Annotated in this window: 14 protein-coding genes and 1 tRNA gene; 10 read left to right on the top strand and 5 right to left on the bottom strand. The window is 72.8% G+C overall.

Going from position 1 to position 18,728, the window contains the following annotated elements; genetic code table 11:
• Positions 1-103: 103 nt before the first annotated feature.
• A complete protein-coding gene (locus IE286_RS13505) occupies positions 104-1,624 on the top strand; it encodes an MFS transporter (RefSeq protein WP_229862653.1) in 1,521 nt (506 codons plus the stop codon).
• A gap of 66 nt (positions 1,625-1,690) precedes the next feature.
• On the opposite strand, the gene IE286_RS13500 is transcribed toward IE286_RS13505, so the two are convergent.
• From IE286_RS13500 to IE286_RS13490, 3 genes are all read right to left on the bottom strand, one after another.
• The gene (locus tag IE286_RS13500) at positions 1,691-2,635 is read right to left on the bottom strand and encodes a coiled-coil domain-containing protein (RefSeq protein WP_229862646.1); all 945 of its coding nucleotides are present in this window, start codon (positions 2,633-2,635) and stop codon (positions 1,691-1,693) included.
• Positions 2,636-2,911: 276 nt separating this feature from the next.
• Positions 2,912-5,638 (bottom strand): SUKH-4 family immunity protein, encoded by a 2,727-nt coding sequence (locus IE286_RS13495; protein ID WP_189796936.1) that lies wholly within the window; start codon positions 5,636-5,638, stop codon positions 2,912-2,914.
• 7 nt (positions 5,639-5,645) lie between these two features.
• Positions 5,646-6,644 carry an SMI1/KNR4 family protein gene (locus IE286_RS13490; protein ID WP_189796935.1) on the bottom strand — a complete coding sequence of 333 codons (999 nt, stop codon included), beginning with the start codon at positions 6,642-6,644 and terminating at the stop codon, positions 5,646-5,648.
• A gap of 317 nt (positions 6,645-6,961) precedes the next feature.
• On the opposite strand from IE286_RS13490, the gene IE286_RS13485 reads away from it, so the two are divergent.
• Both IE286_RS13485 and IE286_RS13480 read left to right on the top strand, forming a co-directional pair.
• Complete coding sequence (locus tag IE286_RS13485; RefSeq protein WP_189796934.1) at positions 6,962-7,486, top strand: YwqJ-related putative deaminase; 525 nt, start codon at positions 6,962-6,964, stop codon at positions 7,484-7,486.
• An 84-nt stretch (positions 7,487-7,570) separates the two neighbouring features.
• The gene (locus IE286_RS13480) at positions 7,571-8,104 is read left to right on the top strand and encodes an SUKH-3 domain-containing protein (RefSeq protein ID WP_189796933.1); all 534 of its coding nucleotides are present in this window, start codon (positions 7,571-7,573) and stop codon (positions 8,102-8,104) included.
• A 153-nt stretch (positions 8,105-8,257) separates the two neighbouring features.
• Here IE286_RS13480 and IE286_RS13475 read toward each other — a convergent pair whose 3' ends face one another.
• Complete coding sequence (locus IE286_RS13475) at positions 8,258-9,619, bottom strand: sensor histidine kinase (protein ID WP_189796932.1); 1,362 nt, start codon at positions 9,617-9,619, stop codon at positions 8,258-8,260.
• 178 nt (positions 9,620-9,797) lie between these two features.
• Here IE286_RS13475 and IE286_RS13470 point away from each other — a divergent pair, with 178 nt between their 5' ends.
• The 7 genes from IE286_RS13470 (at position 9,798) to IE286_RS13440 (ending at position 15,650) form a co-directional block, all read left to right on the top strand.
• On the top strand, positions 9,798-10,694 hold the full coding sequence (locus IE286_RS13470) for a hypothetical protein (protein WP_229862644.1): 897 nt from the start codon (positions 9,798-9,800) through the stop codon (positions 10,692-10,694).
• A gap of 15 nt (positions 10,695-10,709) precedes the next feature.
• Positions 10,710-10,782, top strand: a tRNA-Gln gene (locus IE286_RS13465).
• A 110-nt stretch (positions 10,783-10,892) separates the two neighbouring features.
• Positions 10,893-12,341, top strand: coding sequence for a bifunctional UDP-N-acetylglucosamine diphosphorylase/glucosamine-1-phosphate N-acetyltransferase GlmU (gene glmU, locus IE286_RS13460; protein ID WP_189796931.1), 1,449 nt, complete (start codon positions 10,893-10,895; stop codon positions 12,339-12,341).
• A gap of 150 nt (positions 12,342-12,491) precedes the next feature.
• A complete protein-coding gene (locus IE286_RS13455; RefSeq protein ID WP_125500687.1) occupies positions 12,492-13,466 on the top strand; it encodes a ribose-phosphate diphosphokinase in 975 nt (324 codons plus the stop codon).
• 235 nt (positions 13,467-13,701) lie between these two features.
• Positions 13,702-14,289, top strand: a complete 588-nt coding sequence (locus IE286_RS13450; RefSeq protein ID WP_189796930.1) for a 50S ribosomal protein L25/general stress protein Ctc — start codon at positions 13,702-13,704, stop codon at positions 14,287-14,289.
• An 81-nt stretch (positions 14,290-14,370) separates the two neighbouring features.
• Entirely contained in the window at positions 14,371-14,982 is a 612-nt protein-coding gene (gene pth, locus IE286_RS13445) for an aminoacyl-tRNA hydrolase (RefSeq protein ID WP_189796929.1), read from the top strand.
• A 65-nt stretch (positions 14,983-15,047) separates the two neighbouring features.
• Complete coding sequence (locus IE286_RS13440) at positions 15,048-15,650, top strand: hypothetical protein (RefSeq protein WP_229862633.1); 603 nt, start codon at positions 15,048-15,050, stop codon at positions 15,648-15,650.
• Positions 15,651-15,752: 102 nt separating this feature from the next.
• Here IE286_RS13440 and ppc read toward each other — a convergent pair whose 3' ends face one another.
• Positions 15,753-18,482 (bottom strand): phosphoenolpyruvate carboxylase, encoded by a 2,730-nt coding sequence (gene ppc / locus IE286_RS13435; protein WP_189796927.1) that lies wholly within the window; start codon positions 18,480-18,482, stop codon positions 15,753-15,755.
• Between the last annotated feature and the right edge of the window lie 246 nt (positions 18,483-18,728).

The raw sequence follows: 18,728 nt of genomic DNA, 5'->3' as shown, positions 1-18,728 counted from the left end.
GTCGCCGCGCCCCGGCGCGCGCCCCGCGTCCGCCCTCCCGCAAGACGCGCATCGCGTGCCAAGCTGTCGCCGGCAGACGCGTGCACGGGGAAAGGACCAGCCGGTGGGCCACGCCGAACCCGCGATACACCAGGTCACCGGGCACACCGCGGCCGCCCGGCGCGGCGCGGTCGTCGCCGCGCTGATGCTGGCCATGGCCCTGGCCGCGCTGGACTCCACCGTCGTGTCCACCGCGGTCCCGCAGATCGTCGGCGACCTCGGCGGTTTCTCCGTCTTCTCCTGGCTGTTCTCCGGCTATCTGCTGGCCGTCACGGTGACCCTGCCGGTGTACGGCAAGCTCTCCGACACCTTCGGCCGCAAACCCGTCCTCGTCGCGGGCGCCGCCCTCTTCCTCACCGGCTCCCTGCTGTGCGCGGCCGCCTGGAACATGACCGCGCTGATCGTGTTCCGCGTCGTCCAGGGCCTGGGCGGAGGCGCGCTGCAGGGCACCGTGCAGACCCTCGCCGCCGACCTGTACCCGCTGGAGGAACGCCCGAAGATCCAGGCCCGGCTGTCCACGGTTTGGGCGGTCTGCGCGATCGCCGGCCCCGCCCTCGGCGGGCTGCTCGCCGCGTACGCCGACTGGCGGTGGATCTTCCTGCTCAACGTGCCCGTCGGCGCGGCCGCGCTGTGGCTGATCGCCCGTCATCTGCGCGAGCCGTACCGGGCGCGCGTCGCCCGGCCGCGCGTCGACTGGGCCGGCGCGCTCGCGGTGTTCGCCTGCGCCGGCACCCTGCTGACCGCCGTCGTGCAGGGCGGCGTGGCCTGGCCGTGGCTGTCCGCACCGTCGCTCGCCCTGTTCGGCACCGGCCTGGCGCTCCTCGCCCTGACCGTGGCCGTCGAACGCCGGGCGGCCGAGCCGATCGTCCCCGGCTGGGTGTGGCGCCGCCGCACCATCGCCGCGGTGAACCTCGCCCTGGGCGCACTGGGCCTGCTCATGGTCGCCCCGTCCGTCTTCCTGCCGACGTACGCCCAGGCGGTGCTGGGCCTGGCCCCGGTGGCCGCCGGGTTCGTGCTGTCGGTGTGGACGCTGACCTGGCCGCTGTCCGCCGCGCTCAGCCAGCACGTCTACCGCCGCATCGGCTTCCGCGACACCGCCGTGCTCGGCATCGGCGCCGCCGCCGTGCTGCTGTTCGCGTTCCCGTTCCTGCCGTACCCGGGCGCCGCCTGGCAGCCCACCGTGCTGATGCTGGCGCTCGGCGCCGCCCTCGGCCTGTTCCAGCTGCCCCTCATCGTGGGCGTGCAGTCCACGGTGGGCTGGGCCGAACGGGGCACCGCCACCGCCTCCGTCCTGTTCTGCCGGCAGATCGGCCAGACCCTCGGCGCCTCCCTGTTCGGCGCGGTCGCCAACGATGTGCTCGCCCGCCGCCTCGGCGGCAGGCACGACCTGGACGCGCTCACCCGCTCCCTGGGCACAGGAACCGTGCCCGAGAGCACCCGTCACGCCGTCGCCGCGGCCGTCCACGCCGTCTACACCGGCGCGGGCTGTGCTGCGGCGCTGGCGCTGGCCGTCCTGCTGGTGCTGGCGCCACGGCACTTCCCCGTGGTGGAGAAGCGAGCCGCCGGGGCACATGACCGGACGTGAGGCGAGGCGTCACGGGCAGGCAGACGTCACCGCCGCGTACAGGTGACCGGCGCGGGCCCCGAGACGTCACACCCGGCCGCGGGCACTGCCCTTCAGGGCGGCGATACGGCTCTGCACCGAGTCCATCTGCGCCCTCATGTCGTCCCAGAGTTCACCGTGCTCGCGCAGCACCCGCTCGGTCTCCCGGGCGATCCGGTCGGCCCGCAGCCGCGCCTCGGCCAGGATCTCGGCGGCCTGCGCGCGGGCCGCCTCGGGTGCGCGCCGCGCCGTCTCCCGGGCATCGGCGAGGGACCGTTCCGCCTGGGCCAGCGACGCCTCGGCGACGGCCTTCCGCCGCACGTACTGCGCCTGCAGCCTGGCCCGGCGCCGGGTCTCCTCCCGTTCCGCCTCGGCCAGCCGGGCGGCGTGTTCCCGCGACTGGTCGGCGAGCATCCCGGCGGTGCGCTGCCGCATCTCCCTCAGCGCCGCCATCGCCTCCGCACGGCCGGTTTTGATCTCCCGGCGGACCGAGACCCGGATCTCCTCGGCCTCCGCCTGGGCGGCCAGCAGCCGGCGCCGGGCGCGTTCGTCGGCCTCGGTGCGGACGGCTTCGGCCTGCTCCTGTGCGGCCCGGTACACCTCATCGGCGTACGCCCGCGCCGACTCCGTCAGTTCCTGCGCCTCCCTGCGCGCCCGCTCCAGGATGCCGTGCGCCTCGCGCCGCCCCAGCTCGTACAGCCGCCGGGCACCGTCGCCCAGCGACTCGTAGGTCTGCTCGCCCAGGCGGGCGACGGTCTCGCGCAGGGAGGCGAGTTCCTTCTCCATGTTCTTGGCCAGGACGGTCAGCCGGGCGGCGCGCTCCCAGGCGGCGTCCCGTTCCTCGAAAAGGGCGTCGGCGCAGGCGTTCACCTGGTCGGGCCGGTAGCCGCGGCCGCGGACGACCACGAATCCGTGCCGTGCGGCCGACGCCGAACGCGCGGCCCGAGCGGCCGTGATTCTCACGGGCACCAGGAATCTGGAGGCGCTGCCCATCCGAGCCCCTCTCCGTCGAACACCGTCGATGGCCGCCCGCAGCAGCGGAACGGAGCGATACCAAGACATCGCGCATATCTTGAGCTATTGCTCCTAAATGCTCATAACGCGACACTCCGGGCGTATGCCGAGGAGGGCGGGGCACGGGGACGGCACGGACGCGACAGGGCCGGCCCCCGGTACTCCGACCGGGGCCCGGCCCTGTCCACGCGTCAGCCGCTCAGGTGCCCGGACACTCGGATCCCCGGATCCGACCGGGGACCGCCGCGCCGCGGCTCACAGCAGCCCGTCCCACATCTGCTCCAGCAGCACCGACCACCAGCTCTCCGGCGAGTTCAGCGCCGCCGGATCCAGACTGGCCAGCTGAGCCTGGAAGTCGACGGTCCAGCGGCCCGCCTGTTCCTGGTTCAGCCCGTACCGCAGCCGCCACATCCGGCCCAGCAGCGCCAGGCAGCGCGCGAACTCCGGCAGCCCGGTGTTCACGAACTGCGGCGGCACCGGCGCCCCGCCCGGACCCGCCTCCACCGGCACGGCCACGATGTTCGCGGTGCCGTACTGCACGCAGATCGCCTTGCCGAAGTCGCTGCCCACGACCAGGTACGAGCCCGCGTCCGACGCCGGCTGCACCCCGCGCTCGGCCGCCAGCTCCGCCAGCGTCGGCACCGGGCGCCCCGGCTGGGCCTGCGCCCAGAAGAACGGCCCCATGCCCATGGGCAGACCCGCCACGACCAGCGTCTGCGCCACCACCGGCGGCACCCCCTGCCGCTGGACGGCCGCCTGCTCGAACCGGAAGACACCCGGACCGAACGCCGCGTTCAGCTCCTGCGCGATCGCCTCCGGCGGGATCGGCGGCGCGGCCTGCACCGGCGGCAGCGGTGCCCGCACCGGAGCCGGACGCGCGGGACCGTCCGCGACCTGGTGCAGCTCGCCCTGGTGCGCCAGGAGCTGCTGCATGCCCTGCCGGCGGCCGGCGTGATCGGTGCCGTAGGGCGCGATCGACGTGATCCGCGCCTGCGGCCACTGCTCACGGATCATCCGCGCGCAGTAGGCACCCGGCAGCATGCACGACTCAAGCTCCGTGTGCAGCTCCAGCACCTGGTCCGGCGGCACGTTCAGGGCACGCAGCTCGTGGAAGATCTGCCACTCCGGGTGCGGCAGGCCCGGCGCGGAACGCCGGATCAGCTGCTGCTCGGAGCCGTCCTGGGCGCGGTAGCGCAGCACGGCCTGATACCCGGGGCCCACGGTCGGCCGGCCCTGCTGGGGGTAGCCGTAGGCCGGCCGGCCGACGGCGGGCACCGGACCCGGAGGCGTGTGCACCGCACCGGGCGGCGGCACAGCCCCCGGCGGAGGCACGGCACCCGGAGGCGGAGGCGGAACGGCACCCGGCGGAGGCGGCGGAGGCGGAACGGCACCCGGCGGAGGCGGAACGGCACCCGGCGGAGGCGGGGTGGCCGGACCGCCGGGCGGCGGCGCGGCCAGCACCGTCGCCGCCTGGTGGACGCCGCCCGGAGGCGTGGAGCCCGCAGTGCCCGGCGGATTCGGGGCACCTGGCGGCTTGGGCGCCCCCGGGGCGCCCGGAGGGGCGGGCGGAGGCGGGACACCGGGACCGCCGGGCGGCGGCGCGGCCAGCATCGTGGGCGCGTGATGGACCCCGCCCGGAGGCGTGGAGCCCGCCGTGCCCGGCGGATTCGGGGCGCCCGGAGCGGCCGGCGGCTGCGGCGCGGCCTGGCCCGCGGCGTCCTGCGGCGCCCCGGGGGCGCCCGGTCTCGTGGACGGCACCAGCTGCGTCGGCACATACCCGCCCGCGGCGGCGGCCGACGGGGTCGGCGCGGCGGCACCGCCCTGCCCCCGGTCCGGCCCAGGTGTGTCCTTGCCCGCGGCCTTCTCCGGTGCGGCGCCGGCGCTGTCACCGGCGTCCGGCGGCAGCGGCTGCCCGGAGCCGGCCGACGGAGCCGACGGAGACGGCGGGGTGCTCGCCTGCGGCCCCGCGGGCGCGCCGGACGCACCCGGCACGTCACCCCGCCCGGACGGCGTGCCCTGCGCCGGGGACGCGCCGGCGTCCTTCGGCTCCGGGGCCGGCCGGCTGCCGGTCCCCATCAGCGTCGTCTTGGCGTCCGGGACGGCGGGCGGCGGGGTGCTGCCTTCGTCGACACCGCTCAGCGGCGGCGCGAACACGGTCTTGGGCAGCGGCACCGAACGGTCGTCCTCGTCGTCGGCGGCGGTCGTGTCCGTCCCGGCCCACGGCGTCGCCCCCACGGGCGCGGCGGGCGCACCGGCGGCAGGGGTGGCCGGGGACATAGGCGCGGCGGATGTTCCCGCAGGCGGCGTCCGGTCCGAAGACGGCGCACCCGGCCCGGCAGGAGCGCTCCCGTCCGTCGCCGAGGGCGTGCCCGACGGTGCCCCGGCCCGCTGACGCGGCACACCACCGCCGTCCCCGCCCGGAGCCGCACCGCCCGGACCAGCGGCGGCAGCCGCCGCCCCCGCACCGTCACCGGCAGCACAAGCCGCGGCCCCGGCCCCCGTCCCGCCGGCGGAAGCAGCGGCCCCGGACTGCGTTGCTCCGCCGGAGCCGGCCCCGCCGCCGTCCGCGGGCCCGCCCGGAGCCTCGGCACCCTCCCGGCGGCCCGGCACACCCTGCTTGTCCGCCGCCTCCTGCAGCCACTGCGGAGGCGTCAGCAGGAACGACGTCTGATTCAGGTCCACCCGGGCCGGCGGCGCCGGTGCGGCCGCGGCGGACGCGGCCGTACGGCCGTACTCCTCCTCGTACCGGCGGATCACCTCACCCACCGGCAGCGCCGGCCACAGCGTGGCCTCCCCGCTGTCCCGGGCGATCACCAGCCGCTGCGCGCCCCCGTCCACCCGCGGGCCGTCGGCGCGGTCCTCCGCCCACACCACGAACCCCAGGTCGAACTCCCGCACCCGCACCTCACGGTGCTGGTACGCCGGGACGTCCCCGTTGATCCACTCCTCCGCGCGCTCCTGCGCCTGCGCGAACGTCACCATCGCACGCTCACTCCCCCACCGACGACCCGGAAGACACCGGGACGGCACGCGCGAAACCGCCGTCCACCATCAGATTCGCCACCGTCTCCAGCTCCGGCGCGGACCCCGCCAGCCGCGACAGGAACGCGTCGAAGTCGTCCCCGCACGGCAGCAGCAGCCGCTCCACCCGCTCGGCCTGCGACCACGACGGATCCACGTCCCGCACGTCGTCGTAGGGGCAGAACCACACCGAACCGGTCCGCTCGCCCTTCACCTTCACCGCGAGCAGACCGCCCTGCACGAACGCGACCCCCAGATAGTCCTTGGTCAGGTGATCGCGCAGGCACTTGTTGATGTACACAAGATCGTTGACCGCCGCCTCCTCACGCACCGTGAAGAACGGCTGGTCGACCAGCAGGCCCAGCTGCGCGTCCATCGCCGTGCCCACCGGGGCACAGCCGCCCGCCGCCTTCAAAAACGAGCGGTAGGCACCCGGCAGACGGTACCCCAGGTCCTCCTCCACGCCCTGCACCTGCAGCTCCGTCACCGCCGGGCCCGACTTCGGCAGCTGGAAGTGCGCCGGACGGGGCTCCTGCAGCGGACGCGTCCCGCGCTTGGTCTGGTCGACGTTCGCTGTCGCGATCCCGCCGTGATGCCGCAGCAGCGCCTTCACCTCGACCGGGATCAGCTCCAGCCGCCGCGTCCCGGCCACGTGATGCCACGTCCAGCCGTGCGGAGTCGCCACACCGGGCACCGTGTCCCACAGCTCGTGCCCGGACGCCGCCAGCGCCGCATTGGCCGACACATAGTCCGTCAGCCGCAGCTCGTCCACCCCGAAACCCGCCGGGGGCTCCGCGATCCGGGCCGCCGCCCGCGCATAGGGCGAGAAGTCGGGGTAGCCGCGCTCGTCCACCCGTACCCCTCTGGGATGACGGGCGGCCCGGACCGGGTCGGGGAAGTGCACGACCTGCCCGGCATAGGCCGCGTTCGGCGGCGCGGCTTGCTGCCCGAGCCGACCTGATGTCATGGCGGTTGCCCCCTGCGGCGCTCAGTGAGGCCCACGGCGGGACGGCATCCCGCGCCACCCCACCCAGACCCGTATCGACTACTTCTCTTTCACGCGTCGGCCGCACATCGCGGCGTGCCCGACAGCCTATGCGGTACACCCACAGCGGTCACCGGGCCTCGGCCCCGCCCACGGCCGCCGGCCGCCCACACCACCATGACCAGCCGTCACCCCCTTGGGACGCTGTGCCCCGCACGGGCGTTCCACGCCGACCCGGCTACCACTGCCGCCTTCCGATTTGGCACTCTGAGTGCTTCGGGGGGATGCTCGGGAGGGGAATGATGATCATGGAAGCCACACAGACGGATCCGCAGGCCGACCCCCTCGGCGACCCGCGGATCGGCTGGAGCAGCACCGACACCCCGCCGCCCCCCACCCTCCGCCACCGGCGCGACGGCATCCTCCCCACCATCGCCGCCGCCCTGTCCGTACGCGGCGAAACCCTCACCGGCACCGCCGCACGCGGCGAGGAACCCCCCACCCTGCACCCCCTCGTCCAGGACTTCCTCGACACCCTCACCAGCGCCGAACGCGACCGCTTCACCGGCCGCTGCGCCGAAACCCTCCTCATCTCCCGGCACATCACCGCCGCCGACGCCGGCCGCAGCAAACGCGCCTCCCGCCGGCCCATGACCAACGGCGAAGCCCGCAAAGCACTCAAACACGCCAAACTCACCGCACGCCGCATCCGCGAGGACGGCGACCCCCTGCACGGCACCTTCGCCGCCCCCTGCCGCGCCTGCACAGCGCTCAGCGCCCACTTCGGCATCCGCATCGTCGACCCCACCGACGACACCCGCTGACGCCCCGGCCCTCACCACCACCCGACCGTCACCGACACCACCGTCACCGACACCCCCGGACACCCCGGACGAACGAAGGGCCCGATGCACGCCGACCGCACCACCACCCCCCGGCACCCGGACCCCCGCGTGCCCGGCGGAACCGCCCCGCGCTTCACCGAACCCGTCGACGCCGCACTGCGCGCCGCCGGCTGGGAACCCGGACGCCGGCACATCGAACAGGCCGAGATCTGGGCCGACACCCTGCGCGCCCACACCTCACCGGGCGGCCACCGCCACGCCGTCTTCCCCGCCGCCGTCGAAGCCTGGGCGGAATTCGGCGGCCTCACCGTCACCCCCACCGGCCCCGGCCGCCAGATCGCCCCCGCCACCGTCGACCTCGACCCGCTGCACGGACTCCACATGGCCCGCACCCTCGGCGACCTCGGCCGCGCCCTGGACACCGAGGTCGCCCCCCTCGGACTGGAGACCGACAACCAGTCCCTCCTCGCCATCGACGCCGAAGGCCGCGTCTACGCCCTCGACCACACCGGCGACTGGTACCTCGGCCCCGACATCGACCACGCCCTGACCGACCTCGTCTGCGGCGTCGCCCCCGTACGCCTCACCGCGTCCTGACCCCCACGGGCCGGCCGGACCGGCACACCCGCCCAGCGCGACGAGCCGGGACCACGACGCCCCCGGAACACCGGGACCTCGACGCCCCCGGGACCACCGGGACCACGACGCCCCCGGGACCACCGGGACCACGACGCCCCCGGATCACCGGGATCACGACGACGCCGGAATCACCGCCGACACCTTGAAACCCCCCGCCTCCGTCGGCCCCGACACGAACACCCCGCCCAGCGCCACGACCCGCTCCCGCATCCCCACCAGGCCGTTGCCGCCCGACGGCAGCCCCGCCGACTCCGCGGACGCCGGCTCCGGCGGCGGCTCGTTCTCCACCTGCATCGCGATCTCCGACCCCCGGTGCGCCAGCCGCACATGGGTCTTCGCCCCCGCCGCATGCTTGTGCACATTGGTCAGCGCCTCCTGCACGACCCGGTAGGCGGTCTGCTCGATCTCCCGGCCGTAGGAACGCGCCTCCCCCTCCACCGACAGATCCACGGTCATCCCCGCCGCCGCCGACTGCCCGACCAGCTCCTCCAGCTCCGCCAGCGACGGACCCTCACCGGCCCTCGCATCACCGGACCCGGACGCCACGGCCACCGCCGCGGCCTTACCCACCGCCGCCGGCACCACCGACTCCTGCGCCGGAGCCGGGGCCGGGGCCGGCACCGCGGCCCGCTCCCGGCGCGCCGACTGCCCGCCGTCCGAACTGCGCAGCACCCCCAGCATCTCCCGCAGCTCCGTCAGCGCCTGCCGGCCCATGTCCGCCACCAGCGCGGCATTGCGCACCGCCTTCTCAGGATCCTTCCGGGCCACCGCCTGCAACGCCGCCGCGTGCACCACCATCAGACTCACCCGGTGCGCCACGACATCGTGCATCTCCCGCGCGATCCGGGTCCGCTCCTCGCTGCGCGCCCACTCGGCCCGCTCCTCCGCCCGCTCGGCGAGCAGCTGCAACTCCCGCTCCAGGCTGTCCGCCCGCTCCCGCAGCGACTCCATCAGCCGCCGCCGCGCGCCGGCATACAGCCCCAGCAGCAGCGGAGGAGCGGTCAGCCCGATCGAGGTCGTCACCGCGGCGAACGGCACGAACCAGTTGCCGACGGTGAAGTCCCCCCGGGCCGTTTCCTGTCCGACCCGGACAAAAGTCACGATCATGGTGCCCAGGAACGACATCCCGGCCAGCGCGCCGATGACCCGCCGCGGCAGCTCGCACGCGGCGAGCGTGTACAGCCCGACCACCCCCAGCAGCAACCCCATCCGGGCCGGCGTGACCGCGATGGCCACCAGCACCACGGCGATCGGCCAGCGCCGCCGCACCAGCAGCACGGAACCGGCCAGCACCCCGAACACCACACCGACGGCCGCCGGCACCCCCGCCTCCCGGGCGAACGGCACCCCCTCGGCACCGCACTCCGCCGCGGAGACCAGCGCCAGGCCCACGTCGAGCACCGCACTGCGCCACCGCGCCCACCACCACGGCCCGGTCCCGGCCGCCTGGTGGTCATCCCCCGTCCTGGTCATGCCCTCCAGCGTACGGGCGGCCGAGCGGCCTTCTCCGGCGACTTTCGGCACAGACCGCGATCACCGGACGTGAGCGCATGCGGCCAGCGACGCCATCGAAAACCCCCTGTTTCCCTCGAACTGGTGAACATGCGCCGTTCGATACCGGAACCCGCCATTCCTGCCGGACGGTACGGCTATGGCACTTCCACTCGGCGATCCGTCCAGGCGTCCGTCCGGCGATCCGTCCGCTGCGGACACCGACTTCGAGGCGCTGCGGGAACGGGCGGTGGCACTTCGACGGGCCGGGCTCAGCCGGCGGCAGATCCGCGACCGCCTGCGCGTGGACAACAACGACATCCTCAACCGCCTCCTGGAGGGCGGGCCCGCACCGGAGTGGACGAAGCGCCCGCGCGCCAGGGACGAGATGCGCGACAAGGCGCGCGAGCTGCGCCTTCAGGGCTGGACCTACGACCGGATCCAGGTGGAGCTGGGCTGCTCGAAGAGTTCGATTTCGCTGTGGGTGCGTGATCTGCCGAAGCCCGAGCGGCGCGCCCCGTCCGAACAGGCCAGGCTGGCGGCACGGAAGCGGTGGGAGCACGAGCTCGCCGTGCGGGACCGCGCGCGGCAGCAGACCAAGGCCGCCGCCGCGCGGGAGGTGGGCGAGATGTCCGACCGGAATCTCTTCATGGCGGGAGTGGCCCTCTACTGGGCGGAAGGCGCGAAGGACAAGGCGTACGACCGGCGGGAAGACGTCGTCTTCGTCAACAGCGACCCCGGCGTGATCCAGCTCTACCTCGCCTGGCTGAGGATGCTGGGCGTCGAGGAGGAGCGGCTGCGGTACCGCGTGATGATCCACGCCTCGGCGGACGTCGAGGCGGCCGAGCGCTACTGGGCCGGCCTCGTCGGCGTCGACGGCTCCGCCCTCCAGAGGACGACGCTCAAGAAGCACAACCCGAAGACGGTGCGCCGGAACGTGGGCGAGAACTTCCGGGGATGTCTGGTGATCCGGGTGTCACGGGGCGCCGAGCTCTACCGCCGCATCGAGGGGTGGTGGAGCGGGATGGTGGCTCAGGCTCCAGCACGTCTCCGGTAAGGTCTGACGCAGCCATCCGCCATGGGGTAATCGGTAGCCCGCGGGACTTTGAATCCCTGTAGTGCTGGTTCGAGTCCAGCTGGCGGAGCTGCTCGGTACGGGTCCTGGCCGCACGGCCGGGACCCGGTCTCGTATCACCCCCCGCACGCCCCGCTATCCTGCGGATGTCCACCCCACCCCACAGCCGAAGGGCATCCCGTGAGCGTCATCCGCCCGGCAGCCGTCGTCGTTCTCGCAGCGGGTGAGGGCACCCGTATGAAGTCGGCCACACCCAAGGTCCTGCACGAGATCTGCGGCCGATCCCTGGTCGGGCATGTGCTCGCCGCTGCGCGCGAACTGGAGCCGGAGAACCTGGTCGTCGTCGTCGGACACGCACGCGAGCAGGTGACCGCGCATCTGGCCGAGGCCGACCCGCAGGTCCGCACCGCCGTGCAGGAGAAACAGAAGGGCACCGGGCACGCCGTCCGGATGGGCCTGGAGGAGCTGGGTGGTGCCGTCGACGGCACCGTGGTCGTCGTCTGCGGCGACACCCCGCTGCTCACCGGCGAGACCCTGCGCCGGCTCGCCGCCACCCACGCCGAGGACGGCAACGCCGTGACCGTGCTGACCGCCGAGGTGCCGGACGCGACCGGCTACGGCCGGATCGTGCGCGACCCGGGCACCGGCGCGGTGACCGCGATCGTGGAGCACAAGGACGCCACCGAGGAGCAGCGCGCCATCCGGGAGATCAACTCCGGGGTGTTCGCGTTCGACGGGCGGCTGCTGGCCGACGCGCTGGGCAAGGTGCGGACGGACAACAGCCAGGGTGAGGAATACCTCACCGATGTCCTGGGGATCCTGCGTGAGGCCGGTCACCGGGTGGGGGCCTGTGTGGCCGCCGATCACCGGGAGATCGCGGGCATCAACAACCGGGTGCAGCTCGCCGAGGCGCGGCGGATCCTGAACGACCGGCTGCTGACGGCGGCGATGCTGTCCGGGGTGACGGTCGTGGATCCGGCGACCACCTGGGTGGATGTGACGGTGACGTTCGAGCAGGACGTGACCGTGCTGCCGGGGACGCAGCTGCACGGGTCGACGCATCTGGCCCAGGGCTGTGTGGTCGGCCCGAACAGCCGGCTGACCGACACGAAGGTCGGTGCTGGTGCGCGGGTGGACAACGCGGTCTGCGATCAGGCCGTGGTGGGTCCGCAGGCGTCGGTGGGGCCGTACGCGTATCTGCGGCCGGGTACGCGGCTGGGGCTGAAGTCCAAGGTGGGCACGTACGTCGAGACGAAGAACGCCCGGATCGGGGAGGGGACGAAGGTTCCGCACCTGTCGTACGTCGGGGACGCGACGATCGGCGAGTACACGAACATCGGTGCGGCGACTGTGTTCGTGAACTACGACGGGCAGGAGAAGCACCACACTACGGTCGGCTCTCACTGCCGTACCGGTTCGGACAACATGTTTGTGGCGCCTGTCACGATCGGGGACGGTGCGTACACGGCGGCCGGGTCGGTGATCACGCGGGACGTGCCGCCCGGTTCGCTGGCTGTGGCGCGTGGTCAGCAGCGGAATATCGAGGGTTGGGTGGCGCGGAAGCGTCCTGGGAGCGCGGCGGCGAAGGCGGCCGAGGCGGCATCCGGGCAGGTGTCCGCGGAGGACTGACCGGACACAAGTGCGCCGGACTCGGCGTACGGTGATAAGTGCACACCCGCACCCCTACCAGCTGAGACGACCTCTGGCGCACGGTTTGACACGGTTGACGAGGTCATCTCGACATCCAGCTGCGAACACCCCCTTCGAGGAGACACTGCTGTGACCGGGATCAAGACGACCGGCGTGAAGAAGATGATGTTCTTCTCCGGCCGCGCCCACCCCGAGCTTGCCGAGGAAATCGCCCACGAGCTGGGTGTCGGGGTCGTCCCGACGAAGGCGTTCGACTTCGCCAACGGCGAGATCTATGTGCGCTATCAGGAGTCGGCCCGTGGCGCGGACTGCTTTCTGATCCAGAGCCACACTGCTCCGATCAACAAATGGATCATGGAGCAGCTGATCATGATCGACGCGCTGAAGCGTGCGTCGGCTCGGTCGATCACCGTGATCGTGCCGTTCTACGGTTATGCGCGGCAGGACAAGAAGCACCGTGGGCGTGAGCCGATCTCGGCGCGTCTGGTGGCGGATCTGATGAAGACGGCCGGTGCGGACCGCATTCTGGCGGTGGATCTGCACACGGACCAGATCCAGGGCTTCTTCGACGGCCCGGTCGATCACCTGTTCGCGCTGCCGCTGCTGGCGGACTATGTGGGCAGCAAGGTGGACCGCTCGAAGCTGACGGTGGTGTCTCCGGACGCCGGCCGGGTGCGGGTGGCGGACCGCTGGTGCGACCGGCTGGGCGCGCCGCTGGCGATCGTGCACAAGCGCCGGGACAAGGACGTGGCGAACCAGGTCACGGTGCACGAGGTCGTCGGTGATGTGAAGGGCCGGATCTGTGTGCTGGTGGACGACATGGTGGACACCGGCGGCACGATCTGTGCGGCGGCGGACGCGCTGTTCGCGCATGGTGCGGAGGACGTCATCGTGACGGCGACGCACGGTGTGCTGTCGGGTCCGGCGGCGGACCGGCTGAAGAACTCGAAGGTGAGCGAGTTCGTGTTCACGAACACGCTGCCGACGCCGAGCGAGCTGCAGCTGGACAAGATCACGGTGCTTTCGATCGCGCCGACGATCGCGAGTGCGGTGCGTGAGGTGTTCGAGGACGGTTCGGTGACGAGCCTGTTCGACGAGCAGTGATCGCCGCGCAGTAACGATCACTCTTTTGGTCTTTGGGGTCTCCCGACGACCGATTTTGGGTCCGGTCTCCCTTGCTGGGTAAACTGCTGCAGTTGCTCGGCGAGGGAGGCCGTGGCCGTTCAGGCTGGACGGGTGCGGCGGTCCGTTATCGACGCGCTCTTCGTAGCAGGCCGTTCGTTGGCCGGGTGACCCCGACCTTTTGTCCACGTACTTCCTTCTACGAGGAGTGAGAAACATGTCTGAGGTGAAGCTGTCCGCCGAGACCCGTACCGAGTTCGGCAAGGGTGCTGCTCGCCGTATCCGTCGCGCCGACAAGGTTCCGGGTGTGCTGTACGGGCACGGTTCCGAGCCGGTGCACCTGACGTTCCCGGGTCACGACCTGCTGCTGGCGCTGCGTACGCCGAACGTCCTGATCTCCCTGGACATCGACGGCAAGACCAACGAGCTGGCGATCCCGAAGTCCGTGCAGCGTGACCCGATCAAGGGTTTCCTGGAGCACGTGGACCTGCTGCTGGTCAAGCGGGGCGAGAAGGTCACGGTCGAGGTTCCGGTGCACACCGAGGGCGACCTGGCCCCGGGTGGCAACCTGCTGGAGCACATCCTGGACGGGCTGCCGGTCGAGGCCGAGGCCACGCACATCCCGGAGCACGTGACCGTGTCGATCGAGGGCCTGGACGCCGGTGCCTCGGTTCTGGCCAAGGACATCCCGCTGCCGCAGGGTGTGTCGCTGGCCATCGAGGAGGACGCGGTCGTGCTGCAGGTGCTGCAGGCGCAGACCGAGGCCGCCGAGGGCGAGGGTGAGGCCGAGGCGACCGAGGCCTGATCCTCTCTTTCGCCGTCGTTCCGCCGGCCGCTGCTTCCGTACACGTGTGCGGGGGCGGCGGCCGGCGCGTATCAAGGAGACATGCACGTGAGCACTCCGGCGAGTTCCGCGCAGGCGCCGTGGCTGATCGTGGGCCTGGGCAATCCGGGTCCGGAGTACGCCAGGAACCGGCACAACGTGGGGTTCATGGTGGTGGATCTGCTGGCCGAGCGCATGGGGGGCCGGTTCAAGCGGGCGGCGAAGGCGCAGGCCCAGGTGGTGGAGGGGCGGATCGGTCCGCCGGGTCCGGGCAGCCGCCGGGTGGTGCTGGCCAAGCCGATGTCGTACATGAACCTGTCGGGCGGGCCGGTGGGCGCGCTGCGGGATTTCTACAAGGTGCCGCCGGTGAACATCGTGGCGGTGCACGACGAGCTGGACATCGACTACGGCGCGCTGCGGCTGAAGCTGGGCGGCGGGGACAACGGGCACAACGGGCTGAAGTCGCTGACGAAGGCGGTGGGCCGGGACTATCACCGGGTGCGGTTCGGGATCGGGCGTCCGCCGGGGCGGATGCCGGTGGCGGACTTCGTGCTGAAGGATTTCTCCGCGGCGGAGCGCAAGGAGCTGGACTACCTCGTGGACCGGGCGGCGGACGCGGTGGAGTGTCTGCTGACGGAGGGTCTGGAGCGGGCGCAGAGCGCGTACAACTCGTGACGTTGCGGGCGCCGGGCCGCCAGGGGTGTTGACCGTGCGAAGGGGTATGGCCAATGATCCCGGCCATGTCCGCCGCCCCCGCAGCCGCCCGTCGTTCCGCCCGGTCCTCGCGTCCCGCCCGGTCGTCGCGCTCCGCCGGGTCCTCGCGTCCCGTCCGGCCCTCGCGTTCGTCGCGGCCCGCGCGGCAGGGGCGTACGGCCGCCCGCCGGGCGTCGTTCGCCGCGCTGCGCATCGGCCGGGTGATGACCATGGGCACGGTGGCGGTGCTGCTGCTGATCGCCGGTGTGTGGGCGTCGTGGAGCAGTGCGCCGTACGTGATGCTGCCCAAGGGCCGCGAGCGCGGCACGGTGGAGGTGACGCACTGCGCGGGTGACACGTGCACCGGCCGGTACACCCCCGTCTCGCCGGGGTCCACGGCGCGTGACCGGGTGGAGGTCTCCGCGGTGGCGGTGCGCAAGGGGGAGACGTACAGCGTGGTCGTGAAGCCGGGCACGGACCGGGTGCTGCGGTCGGGGCCGGCCGGGATCCTGTACGCGTGGGCTCCGCTGGGCGGTGCGCTGCTGCTGGCGTCGGTGGTGGTGGCGGGCGGGCTGCGGCTGGTCCGCACGGCATGGGTGCTCGCCGGGGCGGGGGTGGCGCTGCTGACGGCGGCGTTCGCCGCGCTGTGAGCCGCGGGGCACGTAGCCCGTACGGCACGGACCCGTACGGCACGGACAAGCGCCCCCGGGGCGGGTGGCCCCGGGGGCGCCGGTGTGTGGTGGCGGCGGTGGTCAGCCGGTGTTGCGCAGGCCGGCGGCGACGCCGTTGACGGTCAGCAGCAGGGCGCGGGAGAGCAGCGGGTCGGGGTCCTGGCCGGCGGCCGCGGCGTCGCGCTGCCGCTTCAGCAGGGCGACCTGGAGGTAGGAGATCGGGTCCAGGTAGGCGTCGCGGATCGCGAAGGTCTGCTTCAGGACCGGCTGGTGGTCGAGCAGTTCGCGCTCGCCGGTGACCCTCAGCACCTCCGCGACGGTCAGCTCGTGCTCGGCCTTGATGGCCTCGAAGACGTGCGTGAGCTCGTCGGGCACGAGGGTGTCGACGTAGTGCCGGGCGATACGCAGGTCGGTCTTGGCCAGTGTCATCTCCACGTTGGAGATGAAGTTGCGGAAGAAGTGCCACTCGCGGTGCATCTCCTCCAGCACGGTGTCCAGGCCGGCCTCCCGCAGCGCCTGCAGACCGGAACCGACGCCGTACCAGCCCGGGACGATCTGCCGGGACTGGGTCCAGCCGAACACCCACGGGATGGCCCGCAGCCCGTCCAGACCGGCCCCGGAGTCGGGCCGGCGGGAGGGCCGGGAGCCGAGATGGAGGTCGGCGAGCTGGTCGACGGGCGTGGAGGCGAAGAAGTAGGCCGGCAGGTCCGGGTCCTCCACCAGACGCCGGTAGGCGGCGTGCGCGGCGTCGGAGACGACGTCCATCGCGGCGTCCCAGCGGGCCAGGGCCTCGGTGGACTGGCGGGGCGCGGTGTGCAGGGCGGACGCCTGCAGGGTGGCCGCCACCGTCAGCTCCAGGTTCTCCCGTGCCAGGGACGGGATGAGGTACTTGTCGGAGATGACCTCGCCCTGCTCGGTGACCTTGATCTCGCCCTCCAGGGTGCCCCAGGGCTGGGCGAGGATCGCGTCGTGGGTGGGGCCGCCGCCCCGGCCGACGGTGCCGCCGCGGCCGTGGAAGAGGCGCAGGCGCACCCCGTAGCGGTGGGCGACGTCGCGCAGCCGGCGCTGGGCGCGGTGGATCTCCCACTGGGAGGTGGTGATGCCGCCGAACTTGGAGGAGTCCGAGTAGCCGAGCATGACCTCCTGGACGTCTCCCCTCAGGGCGACCAGGCGCCGGTAGGAGGGGTCGGAGAGCATGTCCTCCAGGATGGTGTCGGCGGCGCGGAGCTCCTCGGTGGTCTCCAGCAGCGGCACGATCCCGATCTTCGCCCAGCCGGCGTGCAGGTCGATCAGCCCGGCCTCGCGGGCGAGGACGGCGGCGGCGAACACGTCGTCGGCGCCCTGGCACATGGAGATGATGTAGGACTCGACGACCTCGGGCCCGAACACCTCCAGCGCCCGCTTGATCGTCTGGAAGACGCCGAGGGTCTTCTGCCCGGCGGCGTCGACGGGTGCGGGGGTGGGGGCGAGGGGGCGGCGGGAGCGGAGTTCCTTGGCGAGCAGCTTGGTGCGGTACTCGCGGGGCATGTCGGCGTAGCGCCAGGACTCCTCGCCGAGCCGGTCGAACAGCTGGCCGAGGGCGTGGTGGTGGGCGTCGGCGTGTTCACGGACGTCCATGGTGGCCAGCTGCAGGCCGAAGGCGGCCAGGGTGCGGATGGTGCGGGCCAGACGCCCGTCGGCAAACAGGCCGCCGCGGTGGGCGCGCAGCGAGTTCTGGATCAGCCGCAGGTCGGCGAGGAGTTCGGCGGTGCCGAGGTAGTCGCGGCCGGGTTCGTGCGGGGTGCCCTTGGCCAGGCGCTGCTTGGTGTTGACGAGCTTCTGGCGGACGCAGGTGGCCTTGAGCCGGTAGGGCTCCTCGGCGTTGAGCCGCTTGTAGCGGGGGCTGATCTCGGGAAGGTTGTCGAGGTCGGTCCGGAGGGAGGCGAGGAGTTCCTCGGTGGCGCCGGTGTAGCGGATGGAGTTGGACAGGAACCCGCGCAGCTCGTCGATCATGTCGAGCGCGTCGTTGATGCCGTGTTCGTGCTGGAGGATCAGCACGTCCCAGGTGACCTCGGGGGTGACGTTGGGGTTGCCGTCGCGGTCGCCGCCGATCCAGGTGCCGAAGGTGAGCGGGCGGGTGTCGTCCGGGAGGGTGACGCCGATGCGTTCGAGTTCGGCGGTGAGGTCCTCCAGGACGTCGCCGACGGCGTCGGCGTGGAGTTCGTCCAGGTAGTAGACGGCGTTGCGGGCCTCGTCGGTGGGTTCGGGGCGCACCACGCGCAGTTCGTCGGTCTGCCAGACCAGGTCGATGTTCTCCGCCAGGCGACGGTCCAGGCGGCGCCGGTCGGAGGCGACGACCGGGGTCTCCAGCAGGGCGGCGATGCGGCGCAGCTTGTTGAGCACCGAACGGCGGGCGGCCTCGGTGGGGTGTGCGGTGAACACCGGGCGGACGTTGAGGTTCCGCACGGTCCGGCGCAGGTGCTCGGGGTCGGCGTCCTTCAGCCGGTCGACGGTGCGGGCGAGCTGGCCGCCCTCGGCGGCGCGGCGGGCGCGCAGCTCGCGGCCGCGGTGCACCTGTTCGGTGACGTTGGCCAGGTGGAAGTAGGTGGAGAAGGCGCGCACCAGCTTGGCCGCGGTCTCCAGTTCGGTGCCGCGCAGCAGTTCGGCGGCGGCTTCACCGTCCTCCCGGGTGAGTCGGCGGACCTTCTCCACCAGGTCGAGGAGTTCGGGACCCTCCTGTCGTACCAGGGTCTCCCCGAGGAGGTCCCCCAGCCGGCGGATGTCGGCGCGCAGCTCGCTACTGGCCGTGGTCTGGTCGTCGGCACTGCTCACAGGTGCGGCTCCTTGCAGTCTCAGAAGGTCCGTCGCACCGGCGGCTCCTCGTGAAGGAGGCGGTGAGGGGCGACGGGCGGGGTCGTCTGGGAGGGGGACCCGGACGGGTGCCGCAAGGCGGCAACCGCATACGGGCCGGGCATCCGGGAACAAATCTTCAGAGCGGACCGCGCTGTCCGACCGACCCCAAGTCTAGGTGTCGGGTGGGACGCGCAGGCCAGGGGCTCTTGATGGGAGGCGACGCAC

The organism is Streptomyces thermodiastaticus, assembly GCF_014656135.1.
Classification (GTDB): domain Bacteria; phylum Actinomycetota; class Actinomycetes; order Streptomycetales; family Streptomycetaceae; genus Streptomyces; species Streptomyces thermodiastaticus.
Note: the sequence above shows the minus strand (reverse complement) of the source record. Positions and strands in the feature narration are given on the sequence as shown.

Excerpts from the sequence above, each read along its gene's own strand:
- IE286_RS13470 (WP_229862644.1), top strand. The coding sequence starts at position 9,798 with ATGGCACTTCCACTCGGCGATCCGTCCAGGCGTCCGTCCGGCGATCCG.
- IE286_RS13485 (WP_189796934.1), top strand. The coding sequence starts at position 6,962 with ATGATGATCATGGAAGCCACACAGACGGATCCGCAGGCCGACCCCCTC.
- IE286_RS13440 (WP_229862633.1), top strand. The coding sequence starts at position 15,048 with ATGTCCGCCGCCCCCGCAGCCGCCCGTCGTTCCGCCCGGTCCTCGCGT.
- IE286_RS13490 (WP_189796935.1), bottom strand. The coding sequence starts at position 6,644 with ATGACATCAGGTCGGCTCGGGCAGCAAGCCGCGCCGCCGAACGCGGCC.
- IE286_RS13480 (WP_189796933.1), top strand. The coding sequence starts at position 7,571 with ATGCACGCCGACCGCACCACCACCCCCCGGCACCCGGACCCCCGCGTG.
- IE286_RS13495 (WP_189796936.1), bottom strand. The coding sequence starts at position 5,638 with ATGGTGACGTTCGCGCAGGCGCAGGAGCGCGCGGAGGAGTGGATCAAC.
- IE286_RS13450 (WP_189796930.1), top strand. The coding sequence starts at position 13,702 with ATGTCTGAGGTGAAGCTGTCCGCCGAGACCCGTACCGAGTTCGGCAAG.
- IE286_RS13500 (WP_229862646.1), bottom strand. The coding sequence starts at position 2,635 with ATGGGCAGCGCCTCCAGATTCCTGGTGCCCGTGAGAATCACGGCCGCT.
- IE286_RS13475 (WP_189796932.1), bottom strand. The coding sequence starts at position 9,619 with ATGACCAGGACGGGGGATGACCACCAGGCGGCCGGGACCGGGCCGTGG.
- pth (WP_189796929.1), top strand. The coding sequence starts at position 14,371 with ATGCACGTGAGCACTCCGGCGAGTTCCGCGCAGGCGCCGTGGCTGATC.